The following is an 18,530-nucleotide window of genomic DNA, read 5'->3' as shown; positions in this document are numbered from 1 at the left end:
CGGATCCTCGCCTCTCGAACCCGGACCATCCGGGGGCGCCGACGGACCCGCAGGTCTGCCTGGGGATATTTCCGTATCGGCACCGAACAAGCCCAATACTCTAGTGCTCGGGTGACTACGGCCTGTCGTGTCGGCCAAGCGGGGGCGTCCACCGGGTGGCCCGGAGGGGCAAAGGGACGGGCCGTGACCTGGGGTTTTCCTGGTGGGGGGAGATGTCGCCCACATTTCGTCAGTCTAACGCGACGAAGGCCACGACCTGATGGTCGCGGCCTTCGCCCCTGTGTGTCCGAGGGGGGACTTGAACCCCCACGCCCGATAAAGGGCACTAGCACCTCAAGCTAGCGCGTCTGCCATTCCGCCACCCGGACAAGGTGTCTGTCGCGCGGGGTTCCCCCCGTGGCGACGAAGGAAACATTACCAGGCTTTCCGGAGCCCCCGATCACCCCCCGTCCCCGGGCGGCCGGGTGTGAACGGCGTGTGACCCGGCCGGTCCCGGTCTTGGGGCGAGTGGTGGGGCAGGAGGAGGATGAGGGGGAACCACCAGCAGCGACAGCGGGAGGAACCAGCGTGAACGAGACGGACACGGGCAGGCGCGTGACCGGCGAGGACGAGGTCGTCGACCTCTGCCGCGAGCTGATCCGGATCGACACCAGCAACTTCGGCGACCACTCGGGCCCGGGGGAGCGCAAGGCCGCCGAGTACGTCGCCGAGAAGCTGGCCGAGGTAGGGCTGGAGCCGCGGATCTTCGAGTCGCACCCGGGCCGCGCGTCGACGGTGGCCCGGATCGAGGGCGAGGACCCCTCGCGGCCCGCGCTGCTCATCCACGGCCACACCGACGTCGTGCCGGCCAACGCGGCGGACTGGACCCACCACCCGTTCTCCGGCGAGGTCGCGGACGGCTGTGTCTGGGGCCGGGGCGCCGTCGACATGAAGGACATGGACGCGATGACCCTGGCGGTCGTCCGCGACCGGCTGCGCAGCGGCCGCAGGCCCCCGCGCGACATCGTGCTCGCCTTCCTCGCGGACGAGGAGGCCGGCGGCACGTACGGGGCGAAGCACCTCGTCAAGAACCACGCCGACCTTTTCGAGGGCGTCACCGAGGCGATCAGCGAGGTCGGCGGGTTCTCGTTCACCGTGAACGAGCAGCGGCGGCTCTATCTGATCCAGACGGCCGAGAAGGGCATGCACTGGATGAAGCTCACCGTGGCCGGTACGGCCGGGCACGGGTCGATGATCCACCGTGACAACGCCATCACCGAGCTGTCGGAGGCGGTTGCCCGGCTCGGCCGCCACCAGTTCCCGGTGAGGGTCACCAAGACCACCCGGGCCTTCCTCGACGAACTCGGCGACGCGCTCGGCACCGAACTCGACCCGGAGGACATGGAGGGCACCCTCGCCAGGCTCGGCGGCATCGCCAAGCTGATCGGCGCGACCCTGCGCAACACCGCCAACCCCACCCAGCTCGGCGCCGGTTACAAGGTCAACGTCATCCCGGGCGAGGCCACCGCGCACGTCGACGGGCGTTTCCTGCCCGGCTTCGAGGAGGAGTTCCTCGCCGACCTGGACAAGATCCTCGGCCCGAAGGTGCGGCGCGAGGACGTGCACTCCGACAAGGCGCTGGAGACGTCCTTCGACGGGGCGATCGTCGACGCCATGCAGTCGGCGCTGCTCGCCGAGGACCCGGCCGCGCAGGCGGTGCCCTACATGCTCTCCGGCGGTACGGACGCCAAGTCCTTCGACGACCTCGGCATCCGGGGCTTCGGCTTCGCGCCGCTGAAGCTGCCGCCGGAGCTGGACTTCGCGGGCATGTTCCACGGTGTCGACGAGAGGGTGCCGGTGGACGGCCTGAAATTCGGGGTGCGCGTCCTCGACCGTTTCATCGACGCGTCCTGACCTGAACGGAGCGCTTTATTCGGCAGCGCGTACGAAGACCGACCGGGTCGAGTGAATCGGACCATAAGCTCGTAGCTCCAATGGATTCTCCTCGTTACAGGTGGTGTGACTCGCTACTTGGGGTCGCTTTGCCTACAAGGAGGAATAATGCTCAAGAAGGTCGTCGCCGCTGCGGCAGCCACCGGTGGTCTGGTTCTCGCGGGCGCGGGTCTGGCCGTTGCCGACGCCGGGGCCCAGGGTGCCGCGATCGGCTCCCCGGGTGTCGCGTCCGGCAACGTCGTCCAGGTGCCGGTTCACGTCCCCGTGAACGTGTGCGGCAACACGATCTCGGTGATCGGGCTGCTGAACCCCGCCTTCGGCAACACCTGCATCAACAAGTGACGTTGTGCCTCACCTCGTGAGGGTCTGAAATAACCGTCGGCCCCGGAGTGCGCGCCATGCACTCCGGGGCCGTCCGGTATCCCGGCAAGGTGTAAAAGATCAGAACATAGGGCTAAGGCAGGTAATTCAGCAATGCGACAGGTCACCCGCAAAGGCCTCATGACGGTGGCGGCCGCGTCCGGTGTGCTCGCCGCGGCGGGCGGTGCCGCGCACGCCGACGCCGGTGCGCAGGGCTCCGCCACCCACTCGCCCGGCGTGCTCTCCGGCAACACCGTGCAGGCTCCGGTGGAGGCCGAGGTCAACGTCTGCGGCAACACGGTGAGCGTGGTCGGACTGCTCAACCCGGCAGCGGGCAACAAGTGTTCCAACGGCGGAGGCGGCAAGCACGCACGCGGCGGCCAGGACGGCGGCGGTCACGGTTCGTCGTACGGCGGCTCCCAGGCCGGCGGTCACACCGGTGACTCGCCGGGCGTGGCCTCCGGCAACCACGTCCAGGCTCCGGTGCACATTCCGGTCAACGTGTGCGGCAACAGCGTCGACGTGGTCGGCGTCGGCAACCCGGCCACCGGCAACGACTGCTCGAACGGCGGTGGCGGCGGCGGTTACGGCGACCACGGCCACGGCGGTCCCGGTTCGTCCCACGGCGGCTCCCACTCGGACGGTCGCACCGGCGGCTCGCCAGGCGTGGGCTCCGGCAACAGCGTGCAGGTGCCCGTCGACGTGCCGGTCAACCTGTGCGGGAACAACATCGGCGTGATCGGTATCGGCAACGGGGTCACGGGCAACGACTGCGGGAACTCGGGCGGCGGAGGGGCGCACGAGAACCCGGGCGGTGGCCACCAGAACCCGCCGGGCGACTCCGAGGAGGCGTCCCCGCAGACACCGGGCAAGCCGGGCAAGCCGGGCAAGCCCGGTGGTGAGGTCCCCGGCGGTGACACCAACCACCCGGGCACGCAGACCGTCACCCAGCCCGACGGTGCCGCGCAGCTCGCCCAGACCGGCGGCGACCTGCCGCTGGGGCTCGTCCTCCCGGTGGGCGCGGGCGCACTGATCGGGGGCGCCCTGATCTACCGCAAGGCGCGGGCGGCCGCTCTGTAACCCGACCCGGCCGGCGGCGAACGGAGCGGGCCCCGCACCAGCGGGGCCCGCTCCGTTCCGCTCCGGACGCTCACCAGGTGGCGCGTACCTGGCGGATGATCCGTCGGCGCAACCGCACCCTGCGGCTGCCGTCACGCAGCAGGCTCAGTCGGTCCAACTCCCAGTGTCCGTACTCGGCATGGTCCGTCAGCAGACGTGTGGCGTCCTTGCGGGAAACCCCGCGCGGTACGTACACGTCGACAAATTCGTATTCCGGCATCGGTATCTATTGTGCGGGCTGGGGCCCGGTACGGATAGCGTCTGCACTATGTCTGATGCTGCGCAGCCCACCGCTGCCGAGGTACGCGCCGCCGCCGAGGCGGTCAAGACCGCGCTCGACCGCCACCTGGCCGCGGTCGAACGCCGGTCGGGGGAGGACGACCCGGCCGTCTACGAGGCGTTCAACGAGCTGGCCGCGGCCGCCGAGGAGTACGACGAACTGCTCTACGACCGCTACGACGAGGTCACTCCCTTCGAGATCCCCGGCACCGAGGACATGCCGCCGTACACCGGCCCCGGGGAACCCGGCGCGCTCAGCGTGATGATCCGCCGGGACTACACGGTGGCCGAGCCGCAGCGGCTGCTGGCCCAGGCCCAGCGGGTGGAGGCGGCGGAGGAGCCGGTCGGCTCCGACGGTCCGGGGCGCACGGTGCACGGTGCGCTGGGTCTGCTGTTCGGCGAGTTCGAGCCGGACGAGATCGCCTCCCGGCACAAGGAGTTCGGCCTGGAGGAGGGCGACTCCACGCTCTGGGTGACCGCCGCGGACGACACCGCCGAGCCCGGCGAGTGGCTGGAGGCACCCTTCGAAGGGGTCGATCCGCAGAGGGTCGTCTGCCGCTTCGACGTCAGCGCGGTCTTCGACGACGAGCCGGACGACGACCTGGACGACGACCTCGCGCTGGAACCGGATCTCGGGGACGACGAGGAGCTGGAACCGCTGGACGCCGATCGCTGACGCGGGGCCCCCCGCCGTCGAGCGCCCTGTGGCCCGGGGCAGGCGGGCGCCGGCGCGCGCACCCGCCCCGGTCCCGGCCCGCCCCTCATCGCCGGCGCGCTCAATCGGCCGCCGGCACCTGGGCCTTCAGCAGCGCCGGGAGCCGGGTCGTGCGCGGCTTCGCCGGTACCTCGGCGACCGCGCGGGGCAGGGCCTGCTCCGCACCGTGCACCACCGACAGATGCCGCTCGGCGCGGCCGAAGGCCGTGTAGACCCAGGGCCGGCTCAGCGCCTGCGCCGCGTCACCCGGCAGCACCACGACCGCGGCCGGCCACCGGTGCCCCACGGCCTGGTGCGCGGTGAGCGCCCACCCGTGCCGCACGCTCTGCTCGACCCGCTCCTTCGGCACGACGACGGCGGTGCCCGCGCACTCCAGATGCAGCCCCTCGGCGTCGGCCCGCACCACCCGTCCCGGCGTCGAACGGCCCGGCGCGGGGGAGTACGCCACGCGGTCGCCCGGGTCGAACCCGCCGAAGCGGCCCGGCCCCGGGTTCAGTCGCTCCTTGAGCGCGGTGTTGAGCGCGCGCGTGCCGGCCGCCCCACCATGGCCGGGTGTGATCACCTGCACCTGTTCGGCGGGGATCCCGAACGCCCTCGGCACCGAGTCCACGACCAGCTGCGCGGTCCTGTGCACCGCCTCTCCCGCGTCCCGCACGGGCACGATCACCACTTCCTTGCCGGGCGCGTCGACCTGGTTCAGCTCCCCGATCCCGATGCCCGAGACCAGCTCGCCGACGGGCCCGGGGTCGGGTGTCCGCGAGGCGACCTGCGGGCAGGCACGGGCGGCGAGCAGGTCCGCGAAGACCCGGCCCGGCCCGGCGGACCACAGCACCCCCGGGTCGCCGCTGAGTACCAGCCGGGCCCCGTCGGACAGCGACTCGGCGAGCAGCGCGGCGGTCTCGACGTCCAGCTGGGGCGCGTCCAGCACCACGAGCAGGTCGAGGTCGAGGGCGCCGTCCCGGTCCCGGCCGGGACCCTCGGCGCCGGACAGCAGCCCGGCCAAAGTCGTCACGGCGGCGGGCTCGACTCCCTCGGCCCCGGCCGGTCCCCCGACGGCCGCTCCCTCACCGCCGGCCGGGCCGGAGGCGAGGCGCCGCCTTCCGTCCGCGCTGTGTGTCGCCGCGTACGCCCTCAGTCCGAGCGCCCGGGCGGCCGCGACCAGGGCCGCCGGTTCCGCGCGGGCCGCCTCGCCGCCGGTGTGGAGCACCAGCCCGTGTCCGGCGACGGCACGGATCAGCTCCGCCGCCGACCGCGGTGCCGAGGCCGCCGCCGAGGCCCAGTCCGTCGTGTCCTCCTTGGCCAGGGAGTTCATGACGCGGGCGAGTCCGTCGGCGAGGCTCTCCTCGGCGAGGGCGTACCGCTCCAGACCGATGAGGACACGCACCGGGCGCTCCTGATCAGCCTCGTCGCCCTCGGCGTCGTCGGCCGGGGGCGCGGACCGGGCCGCGGTCGGGGCGTCGTCGAGCGCGTCCTGGAAGACCAGGGCCTCGCCCTCGGCGACCGTGCTCCGGACGGCCTCGTCGGGGTCGGGCACGGAGCACCGGGCGAGCGCGGCGGCCAGCGCCGGGGCCTCCAGTGCCGTGTGCCCGGCGACGGCCGCCTGCTCCAGCAGCCACACGGTGACCGCCCGGCCCCGCCGCTCGTCGTCCGGGCCGCACTCGGCGCCGAGCAGCGCCCGCGCGAAACCGTCGGCCTGCTCCGGCCGCACCCCCGCCACCCGCAGCAACTGCCAGGGGTCCTCGCGCAGTCGAGCGCCGGCGCCCTCGCCGAGTGCCTCGGCGACCTGTGCCGCCAGCGCTTCGGGGGCACCGCCCGCGGCCAGCACCGCGCGCACGTCCTCGACGGTCTCGCCCGAAGGAGCAGGCGCACCCCCCGAGGACGCCATCGGCTCCGGTCGCCGCACGGGCTCCGGCGCCGGCCGGCGCGGAGCGGGCGCGGGCTCGGCGAAGGCGGTGGCCGTGGGATTCTGCCCGCCCTCCACCGCCCGTACGGCGGCCAGCAGATCGGCGGCCGACCCACTGAGCTTGGCCCCGCTCGTGATCGGCGCCTTCTTCTCCGCCTTGCGTCGTTCGATCCGCTCCCGCTCCAGCCGCTGGGCCGCCAACTCGGCCTGCGCCTCGGAGGTTTCGGGTGCGGCTTCGCCGCCGTCGCCGGCGACGGCCTCGGCGGAACCCTCGGTGTCGCCGTCGCCGGAGCCGTCCCCGTCGTCCTCCTCCCGCGGCGCCGCCGTGACCGCGGCGTCCCGGTCCTCGGGCGTGCCGCCGGGCGCGTCGGTGCCGTCGGCGGGCGTCCCGTCGCCCCGTCCCCCCGGCTCGTCCGGCTCCGTGGTCGCGGGCTCCGTGCTCACAGCGTGCTCCAGTCGTGATCGGGATAGCGGTGCACGGGCGCCGACACGTCGTCGAGAGCCCGGCAGATCTCGTCAGGAAGACTAAGGCTCTCCACTGACAGTGCCCCCGTGAGCTGCAGCGCGTTGCGCGCGCCGACGATGGGCGCGGTCACGCCGGGCCGGTCGCGGACCCAGGCGAGGGCCACCTGGATCGGGGTCACCGCGAGGCCGTCCGCCGCCGTCTGCACCGCGTCCACGATGCTGGTCGCCGTGTCGTCGAGGTAGGGCGCGACGAACGGGGCCATGTGCTCCGAGCCGCCCCGTGAGTCCGGGGGCGTGATGTGGCGGTACTTGGCGGTCAGTACTCCCCGGCCCAGGGGGGAGGACGGGAGCAGACCGATGCCCAGGTCCAGTGCGGCGGGCAGCACCTCGCGCTCGACGCCGCGCTGCAGCAGGGAGTACTCCAGCTGCGTACTGGCCAGGCGCGTGCGTATGCCGGGGGCGGCGAGCTGCCAGGTGGCGGCCTTCGCGAGCTGCCAGCCGCAGAAGTTGGAGACCCCGGCGTATCTGGCCCGGCCGCTGCTGACGGCCAGGTCGAGGGCCTGGAGCGTTTCGTCCAGCGGGGTTTCGGGGTCGTAGGCGTGGATGTGCCAGACGTCGACGTAGTCCGTGCCGAGACGCGAGAGGGAGGCGTCGAGGGCGGCGAGAAGATGGCCGCGCGAGCCGTCGAAGCGGCGGTCGGGGTCCGGGACGCTGCCGGCCTTCGTGGAGATGACGAGGTCGCGGCGGGGCACCAGTCCGTCCATCAACTGACCCAGCAGGTACTCCGCCTCGCCGTCCCCGTACACGTCGGCGGTGTCGACCAGGGTGCCGCCCGCCTCCCAGAACAGCTTCAACATGTCCGCGGCGTCGTGCTCGTCCGTGTCGCGGCCCCATGTCAGGGTGCCGAGCCCGATCCGGGACACACGCAGGCCGGTACGGCCGAGATGCCTCTGCTCCATGGACGGCGACATTACTGGCCGGAGTTCCCCACGTGGGGGCCTGTGGACAACCGATTTCCGGAGGCGGAGGCCCCGGGCCCGCCCCTTTCCGGTCCCACGAACCCCCGCCTCGCGGGCCCGGGAGGGCGGCGGCCCGATAGGGTCGGCGCGACAAAGACGTTACTGATCGGTAAGGGGAAGGCTGGTCTATATGAAGCTCGGGATCAACCTCGGCTACTGGGGCGCCGGAATGGACGGGGACAACCTGGCCGTGGCCCAGGAGGCCGACCGGCTGGGTTACGCGGTGTGCTGGGCGGCGGAGGCGTACGGCTCGGACGCCGCCACCGTGCTCAGCTGGGTCGCCGCCAAGACCGAACGCATCGACGTGGGCTCTGCCATCTTCCAGATCCCGGCCCGCCAGCCCGCGATGACCGCGATGACCGCCGCGACGCTGGACTCGCTGTCCGGCGGCCGCTTCCGGCTCGGCCTCGGCGTCTCGGGACCGCAGGTCTCGGAGGGCTGGTACGGCGTCAAGTTCGACAAGCCGCTCGCCCGCACCCGCGAGTACGTCGAGATCGTCCGCAAGGCGATGACCCGTGAGCGCCTGTCGCACGACGGCGAGCACTGGACGCTGCCCCTGCCCGGCGGCCCCGGCAAGCCGCTGAAGCTGACCGTGCACCCCACCCGCGAGCACATCCCGCTGTACATCGCCGCGATCGGCCCGAAGAACCTGGAGCAGACCGGCGAGATCGCCGACGGCGCCCTGCTGATCTTCCCCTCGGCCGCGCACCTGGAGGACACGGCCGTCACGTACCTGCGGGCGGGACGGGAGAAGGCCGGCAAGACCCTCGACGGCTTCGACATCTGCCCGACCGTGCCGCTGGCCGTCGGCGACGACAAGGACGTGACGACGCTCGCCGACACCTTCCGCCCGTACACCGCGCTGTACGTGGGCGGCATGGGCAGCCGCAAGCAGAACTTCTACAACCAGCTCGCCCGGCGCATGGGGTACGAGAAGGAGGCCGCCGAGATCCAGGACAAGTACCTGGCCGGCGACAAGACCGGGGCCGCGGCCGCCATCCCGCACGAGCTGATCGACCAGACGACGCTGCTCGGCTCCGTGGAACGCATCGCCGACCGGATGACGGCCTACGCCGCGGCCGGGGTCACCACCCTCACGCTCGCGCCGGCGGGCTTCACCCTCGACGAGCGGATCGCCTCGCTGCGGGCCGGCTCGCAGGCCATGGAGCTGGCCGGCCTCGCGTAACCCGAACGGCGCAGCGGCCGACGAGAGCCGGGAACCGGCGGGAGTCGGCCCCGGCAGGTCGATCAGAAAGCACTACGGCCGTGGTGGGGGCTCGGGGGTCCTCCCCGCCACGGCCGTCACCACGGACAACGCGGCACCGCCCCGCTCGGTTACGCCCCATCGCCGCCCCGGTGTCATTCGTTCGGCGGATTTGTCCGACACAGCTGTTGCCCGGCTCCTGGTACCCCATTTGACTCGTTTTCTGCAGGCCCCTGCCAGGCCCCCTGCGGAGAGGTGTCCTTCGATGCTTTCGGCCAAGAGTCTGTTCCAGGAGATCGTCGACAACGACGAGTCGTTCCGGCTGTTCTGCTCCATCGCCGCCGGCGGGGAGACCCAGGGCGGCTGGGAGAACGCGCGCATCGCCGCGCTCGTCCCGCCGAGCGAGCGGGCGCTCGCACCCAAGATCACCCGCCATGGCGCCGACGAGGACAAGCACGGGCGGATCTTCAACGCGCTCATGAAAAAACGCGGCCTCCAGCCCGTGGAGGTCCCCGCCGAGACCGACTACACCATGCTCCTGGAGCGCGGCGGCATCGGCCTCGCGCACGAGAAACTCAACGCCGAAGAGGCTCTCTCGGTGCGGGACGTCATCGTCTACCTGTGCCACAGCCGGGTCACCGAACAGCGCGCCGCCGACCAGATGGTGATGCTCCGCAAGCACTTCGGCACTCACCCCGAGATCGGCAGGGCCGTCCGGATGATCTCCGACGACGAGGACAACCACCTCGCCTACACCCACGAGGAACTGCTGCGCTACGCGGCCGCCGGACACGGGCGCTTCATCCAGCGGACCCTGCGTGAGTGCGCCCTCGCCGAGATCGCCGTCTACCGGGACGTCAGCCTCGCCGTGATGGACCGCATGGGGCGCATCCTGGGCTGGCCGAAGGCCAGGGCGGCCGTCCTGGCCGCGGGTATCCGCGCGGTGTACGCGTACGAGCGGGCCCTCGGCTGGCGCCGCATGGTCACCCTGGAGATGCCGACCCGCCGCGACGCCCTCGGCGGTCCGGCGACGGCCGCCCCGGAGTTCGCCTGAGACGCCACCCCGCGCGCGCGTGGACACGAAGATCTCACCACGCGCGCGTGCGGGAGGCTGTCCTCGGCGAACCAGGGAGGGCTACAGCCAGCCCCGGCGCTTGAACAGCCGGAACACCAGCACCTCCGTCACGACCATCAGCGCCATCAGTGCCGGATACGACCACGTCCAGTGCAGTTCCGGCATGTGCTCGAAGTTCATGCCGTAGACACCGGCGGCCATGGTCGGGATCGCGGCCATGGCCGCCCAGGCCGAGATCTTCCGCATGTCGTCGTTCTGCCGGACGCTCATCTGCGCCAGGTGCGCGGAGAGGATGTCGGAGACCAGCCGGTCCAGTCCCTCGACGGACTCGTTGACGCGGGTGAGGTGGTCGTTGACGTCGCGGAAGAAGGGCTGGGCCTTCTCGTCGACGAAGGGCACCGCGGCCGCGGGGTTGCCCGTGGAGGAGAGCCGGTTGAGCGGTGCGGCGAGGGGGCCGGTCGCCCGGCGGAACTCCAGGACCTGGCGCTTGAAGGTGTAGATGCGGGAGGCGGTGTTCCGGGAGCCGCCGACATCGGGCGAGAAGACCTCCGCCTCCAGTTCCTCCAGGTCCGTCTGGAGTTCGGTCGCCACGTCCAGATAGTGGTCGACGGTGGCGTCCGTGATCGCGTACAGCACGGAGGTGGGCCCCTTGCCGAGCAGTTCGGGTTCCCGCTCCAGCCGGCTGCGGACGACGCCCAGGGGCGAACCCTCGCCGTGGCGGACGGTCACCACGAAGGCGTGGCCGAGGAAGACCATCACCTCCCCGGTGGTCACGGTGTCGGTGGACGGCTCGTACCCGACCGGCTTGAGGACCAGGAACAGCGAATCGTCGTACACCTCCAGCTTGGGCCGCTGGTGCGCCTTCAGGGCGTCCTCGACGGCCAGAGGATGCAGCGCGAACTCCTCTGTGACCAGGGCGAACTCCTTCTCCGACGGCTCGTGCAGGCCGATCCAGACGAAGCCGCCCGAGGCGCGGGCCGCGGCCAGGGCGTCGGAGAGGTCCTCGGGCCCCTCGGTGCGGTGCCCGTCGTGGTAGACGGCACAGTCGACGATCACGGGGAGTTCCTTTCTCGGGGGCTCTGTCCACAGCCGTCTCGTTCGCGGAGGCTTTGTCCACAGGGCCGCAGGGGGCGGTCGGGCGGGCGTCTACGCTGGGACGCATGCCCACGTTGATCCTTGTCCGGCACGGACGTTCCACCGCCAACACCGAGGGCGTGCTCGCCGGGTGGACGCCCGGGATCGCGCTCGACGAGCGGGGGGCGGCGCAGGCCGCGGCGCTGCCCGGCCGCCTCGACGGACTGCCGATCGCCGAGATCGTCACCAGCCCGCTCCAGCGCTGCCAGGAGACGATCCGCCCCCTCCTCGACGCCCGGCCCGGCCTCAGCCCGCACACCGACGACCGTATCGGCGAGTGCCACTACGGCGACTGGTCCGGCCGCAAGCTCGCCGAACTGATGGACGAGCCGCTGATGCAGGTCGTCCAGACGTACCCGACGGCGGCCGAGTTCCCGGGCGGCGAGTCGATGCGGGCCATGCAGCACCGGGCCGCCGAGGCGGTGCGGGAGTGGAACGCGCGCGTGGAGCGCGAGCACGGGGCCGACGCCGTGTATGTGATGTGCTCGCACGGCGACATCATCAAGTCGCTCGTCGCGGACGCACTCGGACTTCATCTGGACCTCTTCCAGCGGATCTCTGTCGAACCGTGTTCCATCACCGCGATCCGTTACACCCGACTCAGGCCGTTTCTCGTCCGTCTCGGCGACACCGGGGACTTCGCGTCCCTGGCGCCGCGCGAGCAGCCCCCGAGCGGTGACGCGACCGTCGGGGGCGGTGCGGGGGCACCGTGATCGTCAACCGCAGTAGGGTGAAGCGGTCGCGGCGGCGCTGAACCAGTCAACAGCCGGCGCGACCGGTCCCGACGTCGATTCCAATGGAGACAGGACGTGTCCCGTCAGGTGTTCCTCTACGACCCCCCGGACCGCTTCGTGGCCGGTACGGTCGGGCTGCCCGGGCGCCGGACCTTCTTCCTGCAAGCCTCCTCCGGGCAGCGTGTCACCAGTGTCGCCCTGGAGAAGACCCAGGTCGCCGCGCTCGCCGAGCGCATGGACGAGCTGCTCGACGAGGTCGTGCGGCGCAGCGGCGGCAGCGCCGCGGTGCCGGCCGTCGCCCCCACCGAGGTGTCGGACACGGCGCCGCTGGAGGCCCCCGTCGAGGAGGAGTTCCGGGTCGGCACCATGGCGCTGGCCTGGGACGGCGACGAGGAGCGGATGATCGTCGAGGCCCAGGCCCTGGTCGAGCTGGACGCCGACTCCGAGGAGGACCTGGCCGAGGCGGAGGAGCGGATGCTCCAGGACGAGGAGAACGGCCCGCCGATGCTCCGCGTCCGCCTCACCGGTTCCCAGGCCCGTGCCTTCGCCAAGCGCGCCCTCGACGTCGTCAACGCGGGGCGGCCGCCGTGCCCGCTGTGCAGTCTGCCGCTCGATCCGGAGGGACACGTATGTCCGCGCCAGAACGGATACCGGCGGGGGGCGTGACCTCCTCCGCCTCCGCTGCCTCCGCCGGCTCGTCGTCGCCCGACCTGCCGTCCGTCGAGCTGCTCGCCGAGGGCGAGTTGACCGTGCGCGGGCAGGTGCGGGAGGCGTCCAACGCGGTGCTGTACTGCACGGTCTCCCACCAGGGCCGGGAGGCCGCCTGCGTCTACAAGCCCGTCGCCGGGGAGCGGCCCCTGTGGGACTTCCCCGACGGCACGCTCGCGCAGCGGGAGGTCGCCGCGTACGAGGTGTCCGAGGCGACCGGCTGGGGGCTGGTCCCGCCCACCGTGCTGCGCGACGGGCCCTACGGCCAGGGCATGTGCCAGCTGTGGATCGAGGGCGAGGCCGGTTCCGAACTGCTGGCCCTCGTGGAGGGCGAGGAGGCCGGGGAGGGCTGGAAGGCCGTCGGCTTCGCGGAGGTCGGGGACGGCGAGACCGCGCTCCTCGTGCACGCCGACGACCGGCGGCTGCGACGGCTCGCCGTGCTCGACGCGGTCGTCAACAACGCCGACCGCAAGGGCGGACACCTCCTGCCGGCCGCCGGGGAGCGGTTGTACGGCATCGACCACGGGGTGACCTTCAACGTCGAGAACAAGCTGCGGACGCTGCTGTGGGGGTGGGCGGGGGAACCGCTCACCGAGGAGGCCGTCGAGGTGCTGGGCCGGCTGCGGGGCGCACTGGCCGAGGGCGGACCGCTGGCCGCGAAGCTGGTCGCGTTGATCACACCGGCCGAGCTGGACGCCACGCGGGAGCGGGTGGCCGCGTTGCTGAGGAGCGGACGCCACCCGGAGCCGAGCGGCGAGTGGCCGGCGATCCCCTGGCCCCCGGTCTGAGGCACCGCTGTAGCCCACCCCTGCCACGGGTGCGCCCCGTCAGGGGCGCGGGGACCGTGCGAGCAGCCACGTCCGGCGCAAGCCGCAGAACAGCCTGTCCCCCCGAACCGGAAGGTGTCCCGGCCGATCCCCCGGAGGGACCCCGCATGACCTCGCAGCGATCGGGTTAGGCTCGTGGCATGCATGCCTGGCCCGCTTCTGAGGTCCCCGTCCTGCCCGGCAAGGGCCGCGACCTTCGGATCCACGACACCGCGACCGATGGGCTCATCACCCTTGACCCCGGTCCCGTCGCCCGTATCTACGTCTGCGGTATCACCCCGTACGACGCGACCCACATGGGTCACGCGGCGACCTACAACGCGTTCGACCTCGTCCAGCGCGTGTGGCTCGACACCAAGCGGCAGGTTCACTACGTCCAGAACGTCACGGACGTCGACGACCCCCTGCTGGAGCGGGCCGCGCGCGACGACATCGACTGGGTGGCCCTCGCCGAGAAGGAGACCGCCCTCTTCCGCGAGGACATGACCGCCCTGCGGGTGCTCCCGCCGCGCCACTACATCGGCGCGGTCGAGGCCATCCCCGGAATCGTTCCGCTCGTCGAGCGGCTCCTCGCCTCCGGTGCCGCGTACGAACTCGAAGGGGACATCTACTTCTCCGTCGAGGCCGACCCCGACTTCGGCAAGGTCTCGCGCCTGGACGCCGCCACGATGCGGCTGCTCTCCGCCGAGCGCGGCGGGGACCCGGACCGGGCCGGGAAGAAGAACCCCCTCGACCCGATGCTCTGGATGGCCGCGCGTGAGGGCGAGCCCAGCTGGGACGGCGGCTCCCTCGGCCGCGGCCGGCCCGGCTGGCACATCGAGTGCGTCGCCATCGCCCTCGACCACCTGGGCATGGGCTTCGACGTCCAGGGCGGCGGCTCCGACCTCGCCTTCCCGCACCACGAGATGGGCGCCTCGCACGCGCAGGCCCTGACCGGCGAGTTCCCCATGGCCAAGGCGTACGTCCACGCCGGCATGGTGGCGCTGCACGGCGAGAAGATGTCGAAGTCCAAGGGCAACCTGGTCTTCGTCTCCCGGCTGCGCCGCGACGGGGTCGACCCGGCCGCGATACGGCTCGCGCTCCTCGCCCACCACTACCGGGCCGACTGGGAGTGGACCGACCAGGTGCTCCAGGACGCCGTCGACCGCCTCGGCCGGTGGCGCGCCGCCGTCTCCCGGCCGGACGGGCCGTCCGCCGAGGCCCTCGTCGAGGAGATCCGCGAGGCCCTCGCGCACGACCTGGACGCGCCGACCGCACTCACCGCGGTCGACCGCTGGGCCGCGCTCCAGGAGGAGCGGGGCGGTACGGACGAGGGGGCGCCCGGCATCGTGTCCCGTGCCGTGGACGCGCTGCTCGGCGTGGCTCTGTGACCCACCTGAAGTAACGACTCTGCACAGGTGTCGCAGCCGGCACCCGTGTCCCGCGCGTCAGACACGGGACGAGAGCGGAGGGGCGCCTCCTCCGGCCGGGGGAGGCGCCCCTCCGTCATTCCCGGGACTCTCGTTCCGTTCCGCCGGCACGCGAAGAGGCGCAGCCTGGGCGGGAGTTCACGAGTACCACCCGCCCCGGAGGAGAACAGGGGCCCCCGGACACCCGTCGCCGCGAACGCTCTCGGCCCCGGTTCCGGCCCCGGTACGCCCCGCGCCCTCGGCCGGCCGTACCTGACCGTTCCTCACGTACCGCTCCGCCCGTTCCTCGTGTGCCCCCCAGGCCCGGGGCCCCCGGCACGAGAGCGGCGCGGGGGCCGGACCGGCACAATCCGGCAGGAAGCCGCGCCGGGGGCTGTCAAGGCCCTGTCGGTCGACCGGCGAAGGGCTGCGGGGCAGGTCGGCATGTGATGGCATGACAGACGTCAGTCGAAAGGCCGGACCGGCCAGCTGCCGGTCCCTTCGTGGAAGGGACGATCAGTGGCACCCCCGCAACCCCCGCAGGCCTCGCAACCCCCCTCCGCCCGTCACCTCAGCCGGCGAACCCTGCTCACGACGTCCGCCGCCGGCGCGGCCGCACTGCTCGTCGGATCCTCGGCCGCGACCGCCTCCGCCTCCGCCTCCGCCTCCGCCTCCGCCTCCGAGAGCACCTGGCCCGACCTCATCCCGCTCCCGGGCGGCTTCCGCCCGGAGGGCATCGCCATCGGCGGCCACCACGCCTACCTGGGCTCCCTCGGCGACGGCTCGATCTACCGCGCCGACCTGCGCACCGGCGAGGGGCGCATCGTCTCCGCGGGCCCCGGCACGCCCTCCGTCGGGCTGAAACTCGACGACCGGGGGCGGCTGTTCGTCGCCGGGCGCGCTCAGGGCGCCCGGGTGGTGGACGTCCGTACCGGCAGGATCATCGCGTCGTACCGGCTCACCACGAAGACGCCGACCTTCGCCAACGACGTCTTCCTCACCCCGCGCGCCGCCTGGTTCACCGACTCGTTCCAGCCCGCCCTCTACGCCCTGCCGCTCGGCGGCAACGGCCGCCTGCCGGGCCCGGACAAGGTCGTCACGGTCGCACTGAGCGGCGACTGGACCCAGGCCCCCGGCGAGGTCGTCAACGCCAACGGGATCACCGGCACCCCGGACGGCAGGGCCCTCCTGGTCGTCCAGTCCGGCGCGGGCGGCCTCCACCGGGTCGATCCCGCGACCGGAGTCACCGAACTCGTCGACCTCGGCGACGCGGCACCCCTCACCAACGGCGACGGCCTGCTGCTCCTCGGACGGCGGCTCTACGTCGTCCAGAACCGGCAGAACGCCATCGACGTGTTCAACCTCTCGGCCGACGGCCGCAGCGGCATCTTCGAGGACCGCCTGATGAACCCCGACTTCGACGTCCCGACGACGGCCGCGGCCCACAACAACCGCCTCTACCTGCCCAACGCCCGCTTCACGACGACCCCGACGCCGGACACCTCGTACGCGGTGGTGGCGGTGAAGCGCTGACCACGCGGTGACGGCCGGTGCGTTCCCCGTGTCCCGAAGGGGCGCGGGGAACCACGCGAGCAGCCACCACGAAGCCGCCGGATTCCGCGCGGTGGCACCCGCCGGGCCAGGGCGTCTCAGTCGTCCGACGAATCCTCGTCCTCGGTCCCGGCATCGCTTCCGGCTTCGCTCCCGGCGTCCGTCCCGGTCCCGGCCTCCGTGTCGGCCTCGGGCCGCGCCGGCTTCGGCGGACGCGTACGCCCGCTGGGATTGTCCTTGGGATTCCACGCCCCGGCGGTCCCGTCGCCGCCGTCGACCGTGGCGTGACCGCCCGACGCGGGACCGCCCCCGTCACGGCGCCGCAGATACCGCTCGAACTCGCGCGCGATCGCCTCTCCCGACGCCTCCGGCAGCTCCGCCGTGTCCCTGGCCTCCTCCAGCGTCTGCACGTACTCGGCGACCTCGCTGTCCTCCGCCGCCAGCTGGTCCACGCCCACCTGCCAGGCACGCGCGTCCTCGGGCAGCTCGCCCAGCGGGATGCGCACGTCGATGAGGTCCTCCAGCCGGTTCAGCAGGGCCAGCGTCGCCTTCGGGTTCGGCGGCTGCGACACGTAGTGCGGCACCGCGGCCCAGAGCGAGACGGCCGGGACGCCCGCGTGCGTGCACGCCTCCTGGAGGATGCCGACGATCCCCGTGGGGCCCTCGTACTTGGTCTCCTCCAGGTCCATCCGCCGCGCCAGGTCCGGGTCGGACGTGACACCGCTGACCGGGACCGGACGTGTGTGCGGGGTGTCCCCGAGCAGGGCGCCCATGATGACCACCAGCTCCACGCCCAGCTCGTGCGCGAAGCCCAGCAGCTCGTTGCAGAACGAACGCCACCGCATCGACGGTTCGATGCCCCGGACGAGGACCAGATCGCGGGGCTTGTCACCGCCGACCCGGACCACCGACAACCTTGTCGTCGGCCAGGTGATCTTCCGCACGCCGCCGTCCAGCCACACCGTGGGACGGTTCACCTGGAAGTCGTAGTAGTCCTCGGCGTCCAGCGCCGCGAACACCTCGCCCTTCCACTCCTTGTCCAGATGCGCGACCGCGGTGGAGGCTGCGTCGCCGGCGTCGTTCCAGCCTTCGAACGCGGCCACCATCACTGGGTCGATCAGCTCGGGAACCCCCTCCAGCTCGATCACCCAGCGCCTCCTTCCGACGTGCCCTCGCGTACGCCCCAACCTTACGGCGTGCCGAGGGGGCCTCCGCAGCCCCCTTGCACGGGGGAGTGAACGGATCAATGCCCCGTTCGCACGGCACAAACACGCGTCGGCGGTCCGGGCCCGCGGGTGATCGACTTCTCAGAGCGTGGAACGAAGCCACTGCTCCACGCTCGCGATGTGCACCGTGGCCCAGGAACGCGCGGCGTCGGCGTCCCGGTCGCGCAGGGCGGCCAGGATGGCGCGGTGTTCGTGCAGGGTCCGGCTGACGGCGTCCTCCTGGGTCAGTCCGCGCCAGATGCGGGCCCGGGTGGTCGGCCCCGACAGGCCGTCGAGGAGCGAGCACAGGACGGAGTTGCCGGAACTCTGCACGATGCCCCGGTGGAACTCCAGGTCGCAGGCGACCAGTTCCTCCACCGACGGCTCGGTGCCGAGCTTGTCCAGCTGGGTCGTCAGCGCGTCCAGCTGCTGCTCGCTGATCCGCAGGGCGGCCATCGCCGTGGCGGCCGGCTCCAGTATCCGGCGCACGGCGAGGAACTCCAGGACCGTGTCGTCGCGGTGGAAGTCGACGACGAAGCTCAGCGCTTCGAGGAGGAGCTGGGGATCGAGGCTGGTGACATAGGTGCCGTCGCCCTGCCGTACGTCGAGGATGCGGATCAGCGACAGGGCACGCACGGCCTCGCGCAGCGAGTTGCGGGACAGCCCGAGGTCGGCGGCCAGCTCGCTCTCCTTGGGGAGCCGGTCGCCGGGGCGCAGCGCGCCGGAGACGATCATGCCCTTGATCTTCTCGATCGCCTCGTCGGTGACTGCCATGGGCGAACCCTCCCTGTCGTTCAGACATCCGATGTCTCAGGACATTATGGAGGCTCCGTCGCCTCTATCAGGCCAAAGCCTCCGAATCGGCCGACGCCGGCGAGGGGCAGGATCAGGTCAGTCCGCTCCGCCCCGCCG

17 protein-coding genes and 1 tRNA gene are annotated in these 18,530 nt (G+C 72.3%); 11 read left to right on the top strand and 7 right to left on the bottom strand.

Annotated elements, in window-relative coordinates; translation table 11 throughout:
* Nucleotides 1-283 precede the first annotated feature (283 nt).
* A tRNA-Leu gene (locus tag H4687_RS09985) sits at nt 284-368 on the bottom strand.
* Nucleotides 369-567: 199 nt separating this feature from the next.
* Here H4687_RS09985 and H4687_RS09980 point away from each other — a divergent pair.
* The 3 genes from H4687_RS09980 to H4687_RS48005 all read left to right on the top strand — a co-directional run bounded on the left by H4687_RS09980 (nt 568) and on the right by H4687_RS48005 (nt 3,372).
* Nucleotides 568-1,893: a M20/M25/M40 family metallo-hydrolase gene (locus H4687_RS09980; protein WP_046916756.1), complete on the top strand. Its 1,326-nt coding sequence runs from the start codon at nt 568-570 to the stop codon at nt 1,891-1,893.
* A gap of 147 nt (nt 1,894-2,040) precedes the next feature.
* Nucleotides 2,041-2,274 carry a chaplin ChpH gene (chpH, locus tag H4687_RS09975; protein ID WP_005485162.1) on the top strand — a complete coding sequence of 78 codons (234 nt, stop codon included), beginning with the start codon at nt 2,041-2,043 and terminating at the stop codon, nt 2,272-2,274.
* A gap of 132 nt (nt 2,275-2,406) precedes the next feature.
* On the top strand, nt 2,407-3,372 hold the full coding sequence (locus H4687_RS48005) for a chaplin (RefSeq protein ID WP_046916757.1): 966 nt from the start codon (nt 2,407-2,409) through the stop codon (nt 3,370-3,372).
* A 70-nt stretch (nt 3,373-3,442) separates the two neighbouring features.
* Here H4687_RS48005 and H4687_RS09965 read toward each other — a convergent pair whose 3' ends face one another.
* Nucleotides 3,443-3,631: a DUF5703 family protein gene (locus H4687_RS09965; RefSeq protein ID WP_005485166.1), complete on the bottom strand. Its 189-nt coding sequence runs from the start codon at nt 3,629-3,631 to the stop codon at nt 3,443-3,445.
* A gap of 48 nt (nt 3,632-3,679) precedes the next feature.
* On the opposite strand from H4687_RS09965, the gene H4687_RS09960 reads away from it, so the two are divergent.
* Entirely contained in the window at nt 3,680-4,366 is a 687-nt protein-coding gene (locus H4687_RS09960; RefSeq protein WP_005485168.1) for a hypothetical protein, read from the top strand.
* A gap of 100 nt (nt 4,367-4,466) precedes the next feature.
* Here the strand turns inward: H4687_RS09960 and H4687_RS09955 are convergent, their stop codons facing one another.
* Nucleotides 4,467-6,752, bottom strand: coding sequence for a helix-hairpin-helix domain-containing protein (locus H4687_RS09955; protein ID WP_046916758.1), 2,286 nt, complete (start codon nt 6,750-6,752; stop codon nt 4,467-4,469).
* On the bottom strand, nt 6,749-7,732 hold the full coding sequence (locus H4687_RS09950; protein WP_046916763.1) for an aldo/keto reductase: 984 nt from the start codon (nt 7,730-7,732) through the stop codon (nt 6,749-6,751). Before H4687_RS09950 ends, H4687_RS09955 begins: the two co-directional genes overlap by 4 nt.
* Nucleotides 7,733-7,922: 190 nt before the next feature.
* Between H4687_RS09950 and H4687_RS09945 the strand changes: the two genes are divergently transcribed.
* Both H4687_RS09945 and H4687_RS09940 read left to right on the top strand, forming a co-directional pair.
* Nucleotides 7,923-8,978: an LLM class F420-dependent oxidoreductase gene (locus H4687_RS09945; RefSeq protein ID WP_046916759.1), complete on the top strand. Its 1,056-nt coding sequence runs from the start codon at nt 7,923-7,925 to the stop codon at nt 8,976-8,978.
* Nucleotides 8,979-9,261: 283 nt separating this feature from the next.
* Nucleotides 9,262-10,050 (top strand): hypothetical protein, encoded by a 789-nt coding sequence (locus tag H4687_RS09940; RefSeq protein WP_046916760.1) that lies wholly within the window; start codon nt 9,262-9,264, stop codon nt 10,048-10,050.
* Between the two features lie 81 nt (nt 10,051-10,131).
* Here the strand turns inward: H4687_RS09940 and corA are convergent, their stop codons facing one another.
* Nucleotides 10,132-11,127, bottom strand: a complete 996-nt coding sequence (gene corA, locus H4687_RS09935) for a magnesium/cobalt transporter CorA (protein WP_046916761.1) — start codon at nt 11,125-11,127, stop codon at nt 10,132-10,134.
* Nucleotides 11,128-11,231: 104 nt separating this feature from the next.
* Between corA and H4687_RS09930 the strand changes: the two genes are divergently transcribed.
* The 5 genes from H4687_RS09930 to H4687_RS09910 all read left to right on the top strand — a co-directional run bounded on the left by H4687_RS09930 (nt 11,232) and on the right by H4687_RS09910 (nt 16,395).
* Nucleotides 11,232-11,918, top strand: a complete 687-nt coding sequence (locus tag H4687_RS09930; protein WP_046916762.1) for a histidine phosphatase family protein — start codon at nt 11,232-11,234, stop codon at nt 11,916-11,918.
* A gap of 96 nt (nt 11,919-12,014) precedes the next feature.
* A complete protein-coding gene (locus H4687_RS09925; protein WP_037701872.1) occupies nt 12,015-12,605 on the top strand; it encodes a DUF3090 domain-containing protein in 591 nt (196 codons plus the stop codon).
* A complete protein-coding gene (locus tag H4687_RS09920; protein WP_179860167.1) occupies nt 12,569-13,435 on the top strand; it encodes an SCO1664 family protein in 867 nt (288 codons plus the stop codon). The genes H4687_RS09925 and H4687_RS09920 overlap by 37 nt, the downstream gene beginning before the upstream one ends.
* A gap of 179 nt (nt 13,436-13,614) precedes the next feature.
* On the top strand, nt 13,615-14,844 hold the full coding sequence (gene mshC / locus H4687_RS09915; protein ID WP_046920155.1) for a cysteine--1-D-myo-inosityl 2-amino-2-deoxy-alpha-D-glucopyranoside ligase: 1,230 nt from the start codon (nt 13,615-13,617) through the stop codon (nt 14,842-14,844).
* Between the two features lie 537 nt (nt 14,845-15,381).
* On the top strand, nt 15,382-16,395 hold the full coding sequence (locus H4687_RS09910) for an SMP-30/gluconolactonase/LRE family protein (RefSeq protein ID WP_050398506.1): 1,014 nt from the start codon (nt 15,382-15,384) through the stop codon (nt 16,393-16,395).
* Nucleotides 16,396-16,511: 116 nt separating this feature from the next.
* Here H4687_RS09910 and H4687_RS09905 read toward each other — a convergent pair whose 3' ends face one another.
* Nucleotides 16,512-17,561 carry a PAC2 family protein gene (locus tag H4687_RS09905; RefSeq protein WP_046917188.1) on the bottom strand — a complete coding sequence of 350 codons (1,050 nt, stop codon included), beginning with the start codon at nt 17,559-17,561 and terminating at the stop codon, nt 16,512-16,514.
* A gap of 159 nt (nt 17,562-17,720) precedes the next feature.
* Nucleotides 17,721-18,392, bottom strand: a complete 672-nt coding sequence (locus H4687_RS09900) for a FadR/GntR family transcriptional regulator (protein WP_005485190.1) — start codon at nt 18,390-18,392, stop codon at nt 17,721-17,723.
* Between the last annotated feature and the right edge of the window lie 138 nt (nt 18,393-18,530).

Origin of the sequence: Streptomyces stelliscabiei (assembly GCF_014873495.1) — a bacterium.
Taxonomy (GTDB): domain Bacteria; phylum Actinomycetota; class Actinomycetes; order Streptomycetales; family Streptomycetaceae; genus Streptomyces; species Streptomyces bottropensis.
Note: the sequence above shows the minus strand (reverse complement) of the source record. Positions and strands in the feature narration are given on the sequence as shown.

Excerpts from the sequence above, each read along its gene's own strand:
- H4687_RS48005 (WP_046916757.1), top strand. The coding sequence starts at position 2,407 with ATGCGACAGGTCACCCGCAAAGGCCTCATGACGGTGGCGGCCGCGTCC.
- chpH (WP_005485162.1), top strand. The coding sequence starts at position 2,041 with ATGCTCAAGAAGGTCGTCGCCGCTGCGGCAGCCACCGGTGGTCTGGTT.
- H4687_RS09960 (WP_005485168.1), top strand. The coding sequence starts at position 3,680 with ATGTCTGATGCTGCGCAGCCCACCGCTGCCGAGGTACGCGCCGCCGCC.
- H4687_RS09950 (WP_046916763.1), bottom strand. The coding sequence starts at position 7,732 with ATGGAGCAGAGGCATCTCGGCCGTACCGGCCTGCGTGTGTCCCGGATC.
- H4687_RS09965 (WP_005485166.1), bottom strand. The coding sequence starts at position 3,631 with ATGCCGGAATACGAATTTGTCGACGTGTACGTACCGCGCGGGGTTTCC.
- H4687_RS09900 (WP_005485190.1), bottom strand. The coding sequence starts at position 18,392 with ATGGCAGTCACCGACGAGGCGATCGAGAAGATCAAGGGCATGATCGTC.
- H4687_RS09930 (WP_046916762.1), top strand. The coding sequence starts at position 11,232 with ATGCCCACGTTGATCCTTGTCCGGCACGGACGTTCCACCGCCAACACC.
- mshC (WP_046920155.1), top strand. The coding sequence starts at position 13,615 with ATGCATGCCTGGCCCGCTTCTGAGGTCCCCGTCCTGCCCGGCAAGGGC.
- H4687_RS09940 (WP_046916760.1), top strand. The coding sequence starts at position 9,262 with ATGCTTTCGGCCAAGAGTCTGTTCCAGGAGATCGTCGACAACGACGAG.
- H4687_RS09945 (WP_046916759.1), top strand. The coding sequence starts at position 7,923 with ATGAAGCTCGGGATCAACCTCGGCTACTGGGGCGCCGGAATGGACGGG.
- H4687_RS09920 (WP_179860167.1), top strand. The coding sequence starts at position 12,569 with ATGTCCGCGCCAGAACGGATACCGGCGGGGGGCGTGACCTCCTCCGCC.